General features: G+C 38.0%; 14 protein-coding genes. 5 read left to right on the top strand and 9 right to left on the bottom strand.

What is annotated here, in order from left to right; translation table 11 throughout:
- Positions 1 to 25 precede the first annotated feature (25 nt).
- From ANA_RS03910 to ANA_RS03900, 3 genes are all read right to left on the bottom strand, one after another.
- Complete coding sequence (locus ANA_RS03910) at positions 26 to 3,265, bottom strand: tubulin-like doman-containing protein (protein WP_015078757.1); 3,240 nt, start codon at positions 3,263 to 3,265, stop codon at positions 26 to 28.
- Positions 3,266 to 3,282: 17 nt separating this feature from the next.
- Positions 3,283 to 4,431 carry a hypothetical protein gene (locus ANA_RS03905; RefSeq protein WP_015078756.1) on the bottom strand — a complete coding sequence of 383 codons (1,149 nt, stop codon included), beginning with the start codon at positions 4,429 to 4,431 and terminating at the stop codon, positions 3,283 to 3,285.
- Positions 4,432 to 4,797: 366 nt separating this feature from the next.
- On the bottom strand, positions 4,798 to 5,172 hold the full coding sequence (locus tag ANA_RS03900; RefSeq protein ID WP_041458229.1) for a c-type cytochrome: 375 nt from the start codon (positions 5,170 to 5,172) through the stop codon (positions 4,798 to 4,800).
- 564 nt (positions 5,173 to 5,736) lie between these two features.
- On the opposite strand from ANA_RS03900, the gene petG reads away from it, so the two are divergent.
- Positions 5,737 to 5,850 carry a cytochrome b6-f complex subunit V gene (gene petG / locus ANA_RS24080; RefSeq protein WP_015078754.1) on the top strand — a complete coding sequence of 38 codons (114 nt, stop codon included), beginning with the start codon at positions 5,737 to 5,739 and terminating at the stop codon, positions 5,848 to 5,850.
- 116 nt (positions 5,851 to 5,966) lie between these two features.
- Here the strand turns inward: petG and rsmD are convergent, their stop codons facing one another.
- Together rsmD and hisH are read right to left on the bottom strand one after the other, a co-directional pair.
- Positions 5,967 to 6,548 (bottom strand): 16S rRNA (guanine(966)-N(2))-methyltransferase RsmD, encoded by a 582-nt coding sequence (gene rsmD, locus ANA_RS03895; protein WP_015078753.1) that lies wholly within the window; start codon positions 6,546 to 6,548, stop codon positions 5,967 to 5,969.
- A 66-nt stretch (positions 6,549 to 6,614) separates the two neighbouring features.
- The gene (gene hisH, locus ANA_RS03890; protein ID WP_015078752.1) at positions 6,615 to 7,250 is read right to left on the bottom strand and encodes an imidazole glycerol phosphate synthase subunit HisH; all 636 of its coding nucleotides are present in this window, start codon (positions 7,248 to 7,250) and stop codon (positions 6,615 to 6,617) included.
- 66 nt (positions 7,251 to 7,316) lie between these two features.
- Here hisH and ANA_RS03885 point away from each other — a divergent pair, with 66 nt between their 5' ends.
- Positions 7,317 to 7,895 (top strand): pyroglutamyl-peptidase I family protein, encoded by a 579-nt coding sequence (locus tag ANA_RS03885; protein ID WP_015078751.1) that lies wholly within the window; start codon positions 7,317 to 7,319, stop codon positions 7,893 to 7,895.
- A 41-nt stretch (positions 7,896 to 7,936) separates the two neighbouring features.
- Complete coding sequence (locus tag ANA_RS03880) at positions 7,937 to 9,295, top strand: DUF3370 domain-containing protein (protein WP_015078750.1); 1,359 nt, start codon at positions 7,937 to 7,939, stop codon at positions 9,293 to 9,295.
- Positions 9,296 to 9,494: 199 nt separating this feature from the next.
- On the opposite strand, the gene ANA_RS03875 is transcribed toward ANA_RS03880, so the two are convergent.
- The gene (locus tag ANA_RS03875; RefSeq protein ID WP_041457655.1) at positions 9,495 to 10,232 is read right to left on the bottom strand and encodes a GDSL-type esterase/lipase family protein; all 738 of its coding nucleotides are present in this window, start codon (positions 10,230 to 10,232) and stop codon (positions 9,495 to 9,497) included.
- Positions 10,233 to 10,256: 24 nt separating this feature from the next.
- Between ANA_RS03875 and ANA_RS26410 the strand changes: the two genes are divergently transcribed.
- On the top strand, positions 10,257 to 10,430 hold the full coding sequence (locus tag ANA_RS26410; RefSeq protein WP_158310505.1) for a hypothetical protein: 174 nt from the start codon (positions 10,257 to 10,259) through the stop codon (positions 10,428 to 10,430).
- On the opposite strand, the gene pheA is transcribed toward ANA_RS26410, so the two are convergent.
- Positions 10,420 to 11,271 (bottom strand): prephenate dehydratase, encoded by an 852-nt coding sequence (gene pheA / locus ANA_RS03870; protein ID WP_015078748.1) that lies wholly within the window; start codon positions 11,269 to 11,271, stop codon positions 10,420 to 10,422. The two genes, ANA_RS26410 and pheA, sit on opposite strands and share 11 nt — an antisense overlap.
- A gap of 110 nt (positions 11,272 to 11,381) precedes the next feature.
- Here pheA and ANA_RS03865 point away from each other — a divergent pair, with 110 nt between their 5' ends.
- Positions 11,382 to 11,981 carry a DUF1997 domain-containing protein gene (locus ANA_RS03865; protein WP_015078747.1) on the top strand — a complete coding sequence of 200 codons (600 nt, stop codon included), beginning with the start codon at positions 11,382 to 11,384 and terminating at the stop codon, positions 11,979 to 11,981.
- Positions 11,982 to 11,994: 13 nt separating this feature from the next.
- On the opposite strand, the gene ANA_RS03860 is transcribed toward ANA_RS03865, so the two are convergent.
- Both ANA_RS03860 and ANA_RS03855 read right to left on the bottom strand, forming a co-directional pair.
- On the bottom strand, positions 11,995 to 12,639 hold the full coding sequence (locus tag ANA_RS03860) for a ribonuclease HII (protein ID WP_015078746.1): 645 nt from the start codon (positions 12,637 to 12,639) through the stop codon (positions 11,995 to 11,997).
- A gap of 230 nt (positions 12,640 to 12,869) precedes the next feature.
- Entirely contained in the window at positions 12,870 to 14,999 is a 2,130-nt protein-coding gene (locus tag ANA_RS03855) for an Rne/Rng family ribonuclease (RefSeq protein WP_015078745.1), read from the bottom strand.
- Between the last annotated feature and the right edge of the window lie 442 nt (positions 15,000 to 15,441).

The following is a 15,441-nucleotide window of genomic DNA, read 5'->3' as shown; positions in this document are numbered from 1 at the left end:
GTAGATATGAACTACCCATGAAAAACTATAATGGATATTGCAGAAAGATTTTTTGTTTTTCTCGCTCGTATTCTTCTGGAGTCATAAAACCCTCATCTAAATCTTGTTTAAGCTGCTCTAATTCTTGTCGTCGTCTTGAACGATTATCAGAAGAATTAGCAACTATTTCCCCCACAATAGATTTTTGAGTTCCTGTATTGTTTCTTGGTAAAATTGACTTTGTGTTTATAAATTTTGCTTCCATTTTCTTCAAAAAACGATTTATAATCCCCTCCCTTGTATTATCGTTAGTATTCCTTGTATCTGTATATACTCTTGTCTTATAGAGAGAATTAGGACTATCTTCGGAAATTCTGGTCAGCTTATCAGGAAATTGACGCAATTTGGGTAAATATTCATTTTCCCATAATGTTGGATTATTTTCCATTTCTAAAATTGTATTATCCAAAATTTGCTTTAATGCTTCAGTCATATTGGGGTTACTAGCTAGATATTCCAAAGATTCTATCCAAATTCCACTCAAGGAAACAGTATCATAACTATTCTGAAAATGGTCATAATATTGAAACTCTAATTCTTGAGTAGCATGATTTTCTGCTAACAGTTCTAATGCTAAACAAGGATAAAAAATATTTTCCACTTCTTCCATTTTTCCAGCATTAGGTGGCATAATATCAGGAAAGGATATACGATAATCATTATGCAAAAAAGATGTCCCAGAATTTTGTTCTCGTAAATATGGGTTTCTCATTCTTTCCAAACTACTAATTAATCTCAACGGAAACCCTGCATACTCATTCACAATTAGGATTTCATCATCTGCTTGTATTGCTTTTAAAACACTTGTGGAAATTCCCAATTCTTGTGTTAGCAGTTTTTTAAACTCTGTTACATCTGATTCATCTATATCTTTAGATCCTACTAATTTGCTACTCTTAGCATCTTCGTCTCGGAAATAAGGATCATTCAAATTTAAACGCAAAAGTGGTTGAGCTTCCTGTATAATTTGCGCTAAACGAGTTGAACGCGCACCTAATGAGTATTTTTGCATGAAGCGTTTAATCACGGAATTGACGATATTTCTACCACGAAAAGCAAATAAACTATCAACTTTCAAGTCAATTTTTTCTTTTAGCTGAGAATAAGTAGTGCGTTCCATATTCAGGAAAAATCCTAAAGATGCTCCTCTATCGGTTTCTTTAGTAATTTCTGAACTTGCTAATATTAATTGAGGACGACTATCATTTTCTGGTATCATTGTTTGATAGCAAAGTTCTATATCTTCACTGTCAAAAATTGCCTCACCACTCATTTCATCAAAATTCAATTGTTTTAATTCTCGTTCCTCTTTTTCATAAGCACTTTCTAAGTCCTCTACTAAACTACTAAAAGCTGCAATTCGCTTTTCTTTTTCTTGAACTTGCTTTTGTAATTGATTGACAATTTTTAAAGTTTCTTGCAATACAGTTAATTCAAAATTATGCTTGATAATTTTGTAAACTTCTTGCATCACTTTTTTGCACTCCTCCTGAAATGGAATGTTTTTGAAATCAACAAAGGGAATACCTATTTTATTTTCCATATCTTCAATTGTTTTTTCTGCATTATCCCATTTTCTTTCTACATCTTCTAAGCGCTTCATGCCTCCAAAATCGGTAATTTTCTCCTGTAAATCCCCTTGATATTTATGTAATTCGTGTCGCAGAGAATCTAACCAATTGCGTGTATTTTTAATGGAGAAATTAGGATCTACTGGTGTGAGTAATTGCATCACATAATCATCAATATTCCCATTAAGTTCTTTGGTAATCTTGGGAGTAGTTTGCATTAATTTCGTCAACCAATAACCGCGACTGCTTTCTGTTTCTCCTGGTTGCACTGTGCGAAATTGTTTATAAAACTCTGTTGCTAATTGCTGACGGATATTAGTGCGGTCATCTTTGTTTTTACATTCAGCAATTAACCGGGATAATTTATTTTGCCAAGTTTTAAGACTATTACTAAAGGTCTTATTAGATTCTTCTACAGACTCTGCTAATTTATTAGTTAAACCATCTCGTTTGCCTAAGTCATTATGCCAATTATGTTGAATCAAAAATTGCTCAAGTAAGTTAATAGGATCTGGACTTTGACCTTTACCATTTAACCAAAACCTGACTAACTCTAAACCTACCTTTGTTAAAGCAATTTCAATAATAGTATCACGAGGAAAATAAATTGCTGACAGTCCAAATGTTAAGTATCTTTGGGTGTTACGACGAGGATGTTTATCTGATTCAATCATTTTTTCTTTAAAATTATCCCTGTTGCCTTTCATTACAGGTGCTAATTCACCTGAAAAATCAAGAGCAATCTTATGAGCAATCACATTACATAGTTTACCTTGTGTCAGAATCTGATATTCTCCTAGCGTTTTATTAGAAATTAAATAAGTATAGTCAAATGGCTCTTTTTTATTTTGTACAATTACCGAATTTTCAAGATCATAAACTGCTTCAAAAGTTGTACCGGGAGTGCTGTAATAATTTAATTCTTTCAGAGCCGCGTAAGTATTTGTAATCATTTTGTTGCTATTGTCATATAAATCAGGACTAATCACTAAATAGGCAAAAATTTTAGCAGTTTCATCTCTATAGATATCTCTAAGGCTATAAGCAACATCTAAAAACATCCCACTTCCTGTACCACCACAGAGAGAACCAACAACAAAAATATTTAACCCTGGTTCAATTCTTAACCCCGATTTCAGCAAAAAAGATTCGTGTCCTCTCGTTCGGTTTTCTGCTGTTACAATTGATGTTTTAATTTTTTGGTAGTTGTGAAAAAAGGCTAGTCTTCCTACAGGTCTTATACATTTTGCTCCGTCTTCAATTGCTCCAACATCTTGCAATAACCCAGAAGGAAACCATCTGCCAATATGATCATAAGGTCCATAATTACTATATTCCGAACGCCGTTCTAGTCCTTCTACAAACATGGTGACATCTCTTGATGACATGGTAGCACTGACTTTTTCAGATTGTTTAAAACTTAAGTCAACACCATGATAGGTACTTCCTGTTCTAATCCCTGTGACTTGGGTGGCTGCTTTATCTGTGTCAATGTGAACAAAACTGACAATTGGTAACTTATTTAGGTCTCCATAACGGTCAACAATTAACCGTCTAATTCGCATTAATACATCTCTACCAGTTCCCCCTAAACCGATGCAAATTGTGCGATTAATGCCTCTAGATTGGGTTTCTTTTGCAGATGCTTGAGTCATAGTTTTTCCCCTGAATACTATTTTTCAATTTTAACATTTATTTGGTAATCACGCTGGCGTGAATCTGGACAATTTAGCGTAAATCTAGAATTGGTTATGAGAGTTCGTGATGTAACTTTTTTATTGTTAAGTTCAATTTTTGTATCTTCTGTGGGAACTAAATAAAGTTTTTCTCCTTTCCGTTCTAAATATGCTTGTAATTCTCCACCTCTAAAGTCAATAGAATGTATACAGCTAGGATCATATTCACCAATAGCAATTTTTTTATTATTTGGTAATCTACATATTCGTTCTTCATCTTCTCCATCATCTTCTAACTTAATTCGTACCTCCCATTTTTTTTGCAATTTAGCATATTTTAATATACCCCCTACCATTGATGCAAGTATGAATAATAAAATTAAACTTGGTAGCCATAGCTGTTTGAATAAATAAGGATTAACTAAACAAGTTTCTTGTCCTCCTGGTACTGGTGTGCAAACTTCTTGAACTGTAGGATTAATGTCTACTACAGATAATGTATAATCTTTATTATCTTGGTTTTTAATGATGAGCGATCGCTCTTTGAATGATAAAGCCTTAATCCAATTCTGTCTTTCCTGACTTTCCGGTGATGTCGCAATTCTCAAAGGACTATTAGCAGGAGTTTCTATCCAAACTTGGGAAGTAATTCCTGGTTGAGTAAATAACGGTGCATCAGTAATCCAAACAACCGATTGCGGCTTAATTAGTTGATTTTTGGAAACTCGATTTTGATTAATCTGGGCAATACCTTGATATACTATTAACTCTGCTCTTTGAATATCTGTTCCATAGCGGTTAGGGTCAGAATTAAAAGGAATTTTCGCTAATACTTTATTAATATTTTCCGAATTTTTATCTCTAAAATATATGGGTGTTCCTAATGGATTTTCAACAGAGATAACGGCATCAAAAACCAAATCTTGAGCAAAGGGAACAACATAAACAGAATCACCAGGTTTGAGACTGTCTTCAACTATTTGACGTAAATGAATCCGACCTTGATCATTTAAACCTACACTTTCCGTGATATCAATAGCTAAAACCACATCACGTTTACCCCCACCCCACAGGGATACTAACTGTAAGCCATTTCTTTGCGTATCAGTCAGTGGTTGTCCAGGGGTAATTTTTGTCAAAGTCACAAACCCTATAGCCCATTAAATAGTGTGTATCAGAATTATTACACAAAGAGTCTTAAAGTTTTCGTCTTTACGCCTTGACGCGAAACATAATTTATATAGCTATTATGTAACGCCGTCATATCATATCATGTATACTTCTTATTGATTATCAGTTAATACAAATCCACAATTGTTGAATCCTGCAATAAAACTTTACAATCTTTGCGTTTTACCCTCAACCAGAATCTCGTATTAAGACAACTTTACATATCGTTACATACCTTTGAATTTTTCTGTTCACTTACTTAGTATACACAACTAATTTTTCTGTTCTCTGTTCCCTATTGCCTCTTTTAACGAGTGAATTTAATTTTGTCTGACAAAAGTTCATAGACTTTCTAGATAGCTTAAAAGGTCTGCCATTTCTTGAATACTGGGCTGGAATTTTGGCATGGGGGGAGTTTCACCGCTAGTTACTTGATGAATTAGTCCATAGCGGGATTTATATTTGGAGATTTCATGTAAACTCGGACCAACTAGTCCATTTCCTTCTAAACCATGACAACCAGCACAGTTGATTTGGAAAATAGCTTTTCCCTGGACTGGGTTTCCCTGGAGGGATAGAACACTTTTAACATAAGGATCAGAGGCTTTTACTATCTCAATCCCAAACAGGATTAATGGGAGGGCTATCAGCATCGCTACGGTGAACATAACGAACTGTTGAATTAGGGTTTCAGGTTTGATGAGCTGGTTATCCAAAAGGGTTGCTTTGACAATGTGCAAGTTTTCATTTCCTACACATAGCTTAAAATTTCTTGATGGTGTTCGCAAGTACAAATGATAATTTTTATAAGGGAAATGCCGAAAACCCTTGAAGATGTAGCTGACTAAGTCAGCTACATCTGTGCTTTAGACAAGGGATGAAGGCTAGAGGCTTTCCTTTATCCTGCATTGACATTAATTGAAAAATTTGAAATTATTTCAAATTTTAATCCATATTCGTGAGACAATTAAATTGTCAGCAAAGACATTAAAAACCTACCGGGGGACTCTCGGAAAGTTACGCTTGTCAGAGATGATTCTGCCAGTAATGGCAAACAGGATCAGGGCAAGAACCCAAATATTTAAGGAATCCTGCCTGAAACTGGGATAACTGAGGGATATAGACTGAAACTCTCTATAGAATCCCCGCGTCTAAAGACGCGGGGAGTGTCAACTAGTATTTAGATTTAAAACTGTTATGGGATGGGAGATTATTGCCAAATTTGGTAAAATCAAAAACAGGACACGAATCTTTCCATAATTACAACAAGGAGCTTTACAGTGGTTGAACCCCTACTATCAGGTATTGTGCTTGGTTTAGTTTTTGTAACTTTAAGCGGATTATTCTACGCTGCTTATAGACAATACAAACGTCCCACCGAATTGGGCGGCTGATATTAATTGATGAGTCAGGAGTCAGGAGTCACCGAGTCAGGAGTCAGGAGTCAGGAGTCAGGAGTCAGGAGTCAAGGAAGAAGAAAGAAGAAAGAAGAAAATTCTCCGTCTATTCCCTATTCCCTATTCCCTATTCCCTGTTCCCTGTTCCCTGTTCCCTGTTCTTGATAAAATGTCAAAGCTGTTTTGCCATAGCTTTTTTGACGGCAGATTTCCCAGTTGTCAATGTTTGCTGGTTGCCAATTTCTGTAACGATGTTCGACGGCTATTTCTCCTTGGCAATCTAAAAGCTGATATTGAGCGATCGCTTGTAATACTGGTTCATATAATCCACTAGTATAAGGTGGGTCAAAATATATTCTGTCAAATTTTTGACCTGATAATTTTTTTAACTGTTGGGTGACATCTCCCCGTAATAGCTGAAATTTTTGGTCTGGCTTGGCCACGTGCTGCCAATTTTCTTGAATTATGGCACAGGATTGACTAGATTCTTCAATGCCGATAACGACGCTGGCTTCCCTGCACAAAGCCTCCGCACCCATAGAACCACTACCGGCGCACAAATCTAACCAGCGACAACCAACGATTGTTCCCTGCCAAATATTAAACAATGCTTCCCGGACTCGCGCACTGGTAGGTCTGGTATGTTCACCTGGTAAAGTTTTAAGCAGACGATTCCCGTAAATTCTTAGACTCATTACTTAATTGATCATTAAATCTTCAACTTTGAGCAAATAAACACCTGAAAATATTACAAACTTTTGTTAAGCAAAAACTTTTTCACGGACTTGAGCCACAAAATTAGATAGAATTTGCAATCCGACATTTGATGATTTTTCAGGATGGAATTGGACAGCCATGAGATTTTCATGAGCGATCGCTGCTGTAAAACTTTGATCACCATGAGTCACAGTTGCCGCGCGAACTTGGGGATTTGTGGGTTCAACATAATAAGAATGCACAAAATAAACCCAAGGATCGATAGGTAAATGTTCCCATAAAAGACTTTTTGGTTGGTTAAGTTGGAGTTGATTCCAACCCATGTGGGGAATTGTCATCCCCGGTTGAGAACGAAAACGGCGGACTTTTCCGGGGACAATTCCTAGTCCTGGTAACGTTCCTTCGGCGCTGGATTCAAACAAAATTTGTAATCCTAAACAAATACCCAAGAACGGTTTACCAGAAGCGATCGCATCTTTAATCGGTTGTTCCAAACCACGCGATCGCAAATGTTGTACCGCTGGATCAAATGCTCCCACTCCTGGTAAAACTATAGCATCTGCTTTTGCCAACTCTTGAGAACAATAAGTAACGAGAGGGGTCGCACCAGCTTTTTCTAATCCTTTGCAAACAGAGTGCAAATTTCCCATATCGTAATCAACAACTGCAATCACTGCCATTTAGCTGCTCCTTGTAAATTTATGAGGCAGGGCTTTTAATTATTCTAATTCTAATTATTATTTATAATGCAAAAAAAAATACTATTAACTTCTTTTGACATTTGGTTAAGCCAACAAGAGTCAAATTCATCCGATGACTTGTTACTCGGACTAGCCAAAATGGCTTCACTCTCCCATGATTTAGAATTTTTGCACCGTCTCCCTGTCGATGTGCAACTGGCAAGTTCTCTCGTCATTGCCAAAATTAATGAACTCCAACCTGACTATATTATCTGTTGTGGTATGGCTGCAAGTCGTTCCCAATTAAGCGTAGAAGTCCTTGCCAGTAGCACAAGCACCTTGCCTGTAGAGTCTACAAATTCTGCCGACATCTTACCTCAAGAGTCTAGAAATTCCCCCGAAAATATTTTCCAAACCAGCGTGGATTTAGAAAAATTATTAGTCGGAACAGCCGCAGTTGAGATTAGCTACGACTGTGGTAAGTTTGTCTGCGAGGGACTTTATTATTCAGTTTTAGACTATTTACACCGGTCTCAACTGTCAGTTAAGTGTATTTTTGTTCATGTCCCAATTTTAAATCCAGAAAATTCGCTCAAGATAATTGCCGATTTCGTTTTGATCATGAATAACTTGGCACTTCTTTAGAAAAATTCCCGTCTGTTAAAAAAAAATTACTCAGTATTATTATGTTGCCACTATTACTAGCTTTAACTCTTGCTCAAGCTGTTCCTGCCACACCACCACCAGAAGAAATATTACAAATACAATCAGTCCGTCCTTTACCGGGAAAATTGGATTCAGTGCCGGTATTTAATAGCAATAGTCCAGAACTGGTATTAAAAGAAGGAATTTTACTTTCTACCTTTCCCGCAACGGGAAAAAAAGTCACATCAGCCCATTTAGATTTTCCCTTGCGTGGACAGTTTGATATTTTTGCCCATCATATTGCTAAAGCTGACCCACCGGAAAATTTACGTTCTTTGTATTTGGGCATCATCTTACATAATCCTGGTTCTCAACCGGTGACAGTAAATATATGGCAAGGTGCGAGTTATTTAAGTCAACCAGATGCCCCATTTAAGGAATTACCATCTTTAATCCCTAATGATTTAGGAACAGTTTTTGCAGGTCCAGGGAGTCGAGTCATGTCTGATATTTTGAGAGGAAAAAGACAAGATATTTTTCCCTCCCAAATTGTCATTCCCCCAGGGACAAGTCAGATGTTATTAAATTTACCAATTCCCGTCCAAGGACTAACACCCCCTTTAAATGGTCGTTCTACATATCTGCGACTGCGAAGTAATGGTAATGTTTACGCCGCAAGTTTGGCGATGTTTGCCCGGACAAATACTGACGGTAGTGAGCGATCGCCTAATTTAGCAGAATGGCAAAATTTATTAGATAATGGTGAATTATCCACCCCTAGAGATAAAGTCCCCACTCCTATCACAGGAAACAACAAACCGACAATTTACGGACGTGTAGCGGGAGTATCTAAGGGTTCTCGATGGTTAGCCGATATAGTAGATACACCAAAAAGCAAGTATTTAACTATTCCTCAACCGGGTGCAGCGTTTTCCTACGGTTTGAGTACCTTACATGGGGGAACATTAGGAACAAATCAAATTCAAACCGCACCCATGTTAGTGCGCTATCCTGATACTGCTTATTACGCTCATGGTAATTATGGGATTCAATATAGTCTCAAGTTACCTTTATACAACAATACTCAAAATCAACAAACCGTAAGTGTTGCAGTCCAAACTCCCCTCAAAGAAAATCAATTAAGTAAACCTGGACTTCGCTTTTTTAAGCTACCAGCGCGTCAAATCTTCTTCCGAGGGACTGTGCGCTTACGTTATCAAGACCAGGGAAAATGGCAAAATAAATTTGTGCATTTAATTCAAAAGCGTGGTGAAACGGGAGAACCTTTGGTATCGTTGAATATAAAACCAGGAAATACATCTTTAGTCCAAGTTGACTTTCTGTATCCACCAGATGCTTCACCACCACAGGTTTTAACGGTATCAACTCAAGTTAAGTAGGTAAACAGCATTAAACTGTAGGGGTTTAGCAATGCTCATTGGTGTCAAATTAAGGGTAATTAAAAGAATGCAGAATTTAGAATTTAGAATTTAGAATTACGTTTTGCAACGGGGATTTTACCCCGACGCAAAACCCGCTGCTTGTAGAAGCAGGGGACTTTAACCCCCAAAGGTAAGTTAATAAATAAAATCCCTATTTTCATCTAAATTCTTGTTGCAATTCTGCCCCATAATCAGCTTGACAATGATATTCCGATAATTCTTTCCAGTTAAGTACAGATTCTAGTAAGTCCTGATAACCCAGTGTATTCGGGTGCAGTCCGTCATTGGTAATCCGTTCACTTCTCCATCCTTGACTACGTTGCATCCATTGATCAAAAATATCTAAATAGGGAATTTGTCTTTGTTCACAAGCTTGCCGTGTTGCTTCTTTGTAGCGGTATTGGTCAGCGTGATTGTAGAATAAACAATCCAGAAAAGGCATTTTTGTTTCGTCTACGGGAACCATCCCCACAAACACCACAGGACAAAGTTTTTGAGCTTGATCTAGTAATGTGGCGATTTCTGATTCAAACTGACTAAAATCTGTGTAGTTTCTGCCCTTGGGACTTCTTAATCGAGGTGTATCGTTGACACCGACAGATAAAATAATCAAGTCTGGTACACGATTGCGGATTTCTCCCCGGTGGCGAAATTCCACTTCTAAGCGTTGGGCAATTTGCTGTGTGCGATTGCCCCTTACTCCCAAATTATAAAGCACATGACCCACACTATCCGGTAGCATCCACCACCGTCGCAGTTGTTCCACCCAACCACCTTTTTCTGGATCACCGTATCCATATACTAAGCTATCTCCCAAGGCGACAATCTTTAAAGGTTGACAAAGTTTTGGCGATACAGATAATTGCATTAAGGTAGAAGTCTGAAAACTTGACATTTTAAAAAGTAATGTAATGGATATTTGCAGAAGATTCTATTACAGGAGTCAGGAGTCAGGAGTCAGGAGTCAGGAGTCAGGATGAAGAAGAAGGAAGAAAAAAGAAGAAAAAAGAAGAAAAAAGAAGAAAAAAGAAGAATAGTTTTCACCAATCACCAATCACCAATCACCAATCACCAATCACCAATTATAAACTAATGGGTAACACGCTATAACTACCAAAGATTTTCAAGATTTCTGTATAATTTTGTAACTCTCTTAAAGCAGATTTCATCATCTGTGCATTCACATCTGCTTCAATATCCAAATAAAATAAATATTCGCCCAAAGAGCGTTTTGTAGGACGCGATTCAATCCGACTGAGATTAATACCCAAACGAGCAAATACCGCCAATGCTTTCATTAATGCGCCCGGTATATTAGCTGGTACACTGAATGCTAAGGATGTATGAGTACAATCAATGGGATGATTTTCCTCCGTGCTAACCACCCAAAACTGAGTGCAGTTTTCTGGGTAATCATTAATACCTTTAGCTAAAATAGGTAAATTATACAATTGCGCCGCTCGACTAGAAGAAATTGCCGCTGTAGTTACTTCCTGTTCTAATCTCTGTAGTGCTTCAGTAGTAGAATTACTAGGAATTAAATTGACATTTGGTAAAAAACGTGACAACCATCCTTGACATTGAGCTAACGCTTGGGGATGAGAATAGACAGTTTTAATAGTATCTAAGTTAGTTGCATAGGAAATTAATGTATGTTGAATTGGTAAAACTAACGCCAACTGAATTTTTAAATTATCCAATTGCCATAAGCTATCCAGTGTCATGTTGACACTACCTTCAATAGAATTTTCCACAGGGACAACAGCTATTTCTGCTTTTTTATCTGCTATAGCTTGTAGTGATTGAGCTATGCTAGGATAAGGATATAAATTAGCGATAATGCCCTGATGGGTTTTTAACCAGTTGAGATAAAAAAAAGCTGCTTGTTCGGTATAAGTTCCCTGTGGACCTAAATGAGCGATTTTCAGATTCATGCTTTTAAATTTGGCGAATTTAATTAATAATGAAATGAAAGTTTGATTTTTTAGCAATTTAAATTGTTAAAAAATATTACAATAAAAAAAACAAATGGTTTAATTTGCTCATGGTTACTAAGTTTATTGCCTCTCAATCGGTGGAAATTTCCGTTCCTAAGCAATCTATTCCTATTCAACACTACTTGCGTCAACCTCAACGTTTGGTCAATGCCTTAGCTGATAATACAAGAATTCAACAACTTTCTGACGAAGTTTTTCGGTTAAAAATGCGTCCTCTGTCTTTTATGTCACTGAGTATTCAGCCAACCGTAGATATGCGAGTTTGGGCAGATGCCAGCGGTACAATTTATTTGCGATCGCTCGGTTGTGAAATACTGGGTTTTGAGTATATTAACGAAAGGTTTGCGCTGAATTTAAAAGGCTATTTATCACCAGTTCAACTCAATGGTGAAACTCACTTGCAAGGGAAAGCTGATTTGGAAGTTTTAGTAGACATACCACAACCATTTTCCTTTACACCCAAATCAATTTTAGAAACTACAGGGAATGGATTACTCAAAAGTGTGCTACTGACAATTAAACAAAGATTGTTACATCACCTCTTAGCAGATTATCGGCATTGGGTAATCTCGCAAACTCAAAATAACGAGATTGATCATAACATTCCTGATAGCGGTAGAGTGACCAAGCCATATTACCAACTTTGAATTTTGAGTAGTTTTAAGATGGAATTTGGCAAGGACGAAAAGAACGCCGATGTAAAGGTGAGAGTCCGTATTTTTGAAGTGCCAGTAAATGACGCGGACTTCCGTAACCTTTATTCCGTTCTAGATCATATAAAGGGTATTTTAATGCTAACCGTTGCACCAAATCATCACGCCAAACCTTAGCCATAATACTAGCTGCGGCAATATTAAGCGATAGTTCATCACCCTTAACAATTGTTTCTTGTGGTATTGGCAAATTCTTCACCAACTGATTACCATCAATCAAACACAGTTCAGGCTTTACCTTCAACTTCAAAACAGCCCGCTTCATAGCTAATAGAGTTGCCTGTAAAATATTCAACTCATCTATTTCCGCAGTTGTAGCATAACCAATTCTCCAGTCTAACGCCAGGGTATTAATTTTTTCAGCTAGTTTAGTTCTGCGAGAGCTAGACAACTTTTTACTATCCTTAATGTTATCTACCATCAGGATTGATAAAGCCTCTACTGGTAATATAACTGCCGCTGCCACCACAGGACCAAATAAAGCCCCTCTTCCTACCTCGTCCACACCCCCAACTGCACCCTGCATATTTGAGTAGCTAGAAAACTCTAACCAACTCGAATTATCCCAGAGTGCAGGTTTAATTTCTCCCATTGTCTAAACTGTGATTTGTGTGATTTGTTTGATTCAGATGATTAGTCGTAACTATGATTTATGTAATTGATTTAAGTAAGTAAGTAGACGAAAATAAATCAAAGTAGATTAAGTAATGTAAAAAATCTGGAATTTATTCCTCACTACAAACTTTGAATTATTCAAGCCGTTCTACCTACCTACTTAATTAATTAATCAATCAATCACATAAATCACACAAATCATGAAAATCATAGTCCGAAAACATCTGGATCTAAGGCTGATGAACGACGACGACGACGACGATTAGGAGTAGATCCATTATTAGTTTCAGCTTCTATTTCAGCTTCTATTTCAGTTTTTCCTTCAGTTTCAGTTGCTTTTACTTGGGGAACTATTGTCAATTCTGGGAATATTGCTAATGGTGGGAAAGATGATTCTTCTTCTAGCTCAAAAGTTGGTTGCGGTATTTTAATGGTGACAACTTCAGGAATTGTCTTTTCCATTACAATTGGTTCGGGGATAAATTCAGTTTCTTCAATAGGTGATTGTCCTGGTTGAACAACATTAATAATCACCGATCTTGGATTTTTTCCCTCCCGATCTAACTTGAGTAAAGGAGAAATTCCCATTTCAGCATAAGTATCTTGTTCCTTTGCTGACATTTCCACATTAATAATCTCTGGTGGTTCTACCTTAATCGGTTCTAGTTTGACTTTTGCCCGTTCTGGCCTTTCTGTCCAACCGGATTTATTAATAGTAGGTGGAGCGATTTCTGGGATTGGTAATTCAGGTTCTTCTAAGTCTAAATCTGCATCATTGACAAAAGCTAAAGGATTGGTAGGTAAGCGGGATTCATCTTTATCATTAGCGCCATTCACACCAATACGACTCCGACGAGTCCGGGTCCGGCGCTTATCATTTAGTTCTTGGTAACTAGGATGATTGATCAAATGGAGAGAGCTAAATTCTGGTTCAGTTTCAAAACCATCTCCAAAACCATCATAGGTATCGCGGGGTGTGGCTTGGGCTACGCTACCAATATCAGGAATGCGGGTAGGTGCAGGTGTCCGAGATTCCCTTTGTGGCATCGGTACAAACCGCTCTGGGATGTCCGCAGCCGGAATGGGTGAGCGGTTTTCCGTTTCTCCCGGTAATCTGACGGTATGTCCTAAACCGCCGCAAGTAGGACAAGTTTCGCCAAATAATTCATAAATGTTTTGGCCTTGACGTTTACGAGTGAGTTCAACCAAACCTAGTTCAGTCAGTTGAGCAATTTGGGGACGAGCTTTATCAGCTTTTAGAGCTTTGTTAAAGTGTTCTAAAACTTGCATTTGATCACGTCGAGATTCCATGTCAATGAAATCAACCACAATCACCCCAGCAATGTTCCGCAACCGTAACTGACGAGCAATTTCCGCCGCAGCTTCACAGTTTGTCCACAGCACTGTTTCTCTAGCGGTTGCGGAACGAGTAAAAGAACCAGAGTTAACATCTATGACGGTTAAGGCTTCTGTCGGTTGGATGATGACATAACCACCTGATGGTAAGTCTACTCTCGGTCTGAGGGCTTCGCGGACAGCCGCATTGATCCGGAAATATTCTAAGATAGGAGAGCGATCGCGGTGATGATCAATTAGCAATCCTTGGGGTGTTTGTCCACCACTCCAATTTTGTAAATACTGCTTGACCCGTTTTAAGCCCGTGCTGGAATCAACAACAATGCGATTCACATCACCACCATACATATCCCTGAGAACGCGCTGAATAAAGTCATCATCACGATTCAGTAGAGCTGGGGAACGAGAGGTTACTGCTTCTTGTTGCACAAATTCCCACTGCTTTTGCAGCACTTCTAAATCTTCAATAATTGCTTCTTCTGGCTTGCCTTCTGCTTCTGTGCGTACCAGCAGCCCCATTCCGGCTGGTTTTACTAGAATTGCCAAAGCTCTCAGGCGATTACGTTCACTTTCGCTCTTAATCCGTCTCGATAAATTTACTCCCCGTCCGTAGGGCATCAACACGACATAACGACCAGGTAAGGTGATGTTACCTGTCAGTCTGGGTCCTTTTGATCCCGTTGGTTCTTTCATCACCTGCACTAAGGTTTTTTGCTGTGGTGTCAACAGTTCTGTAATCGCTGCTGCACTACGTTTTAGCCTTAATGGACCTAAATCAGTGACGTGAATAAAACCGTTGCGTTCTGGGTCGCCGATATTGACAAAAGCCGCATCTATCCCAGGTAAGACATTTTCTACTACACCTAAATAGATATCACCAATTTGGTGATGACCAGTAGCTACAACGAGTTCTTGTATTTGATCTTCCGAAAATACAGCAGCGATTTGATGCTGCTCCGCGATGATAATTTGTTTTGGCATTCAATTTCCTCAAAAATTGGCAGCACCGCTGGGAATTACAAGGAAGTTCTCTGTTATCCCGCTTGTCCTGACGGTCGCTGCTACAAGACGCTACTAGTAATAAAAATTCGCAATTTGAGTAGCTCTGCAAAGTTATGAAGAGCTAACTAATGATACCTTGGATGCGTTTATACGCCGGATTATTCCTGAATAGCTGCATATATTTTACAGACTTCAATCAACCGCCTTTGGCCGATTTTCCATACTATACGCTGCTATTTAAACTTTGGATATCCGTAGATATCTATTTCAAAGTTAACGCTTCATCAAGTAAAGTTGACTATATTTAAATAGCACACACTTTGTGGAAAACCTCCGCGTTTAGACACGGTTTCTTTTTGGGTTTACCATCTGCTGACGGAGGGAAATCTGCCTTTAGCACTGGATTCACTATCCGTGTTTT

The organism is Anabaena sp. 90 (genome assembly GCF_000312705.1).
Classification (GTDB): domain Bacteria; phylum Cyanobacteriota; class Cyanobacteriia; order Cyanobacteriales; family Nostocaceae; genus Dolichospermum; species Dolichospermum lemmermannii.
Note: the sequence above shows the minus strand (reverse complement) of the source record. Positions and strands in the feature narration are given on the sequence as shown.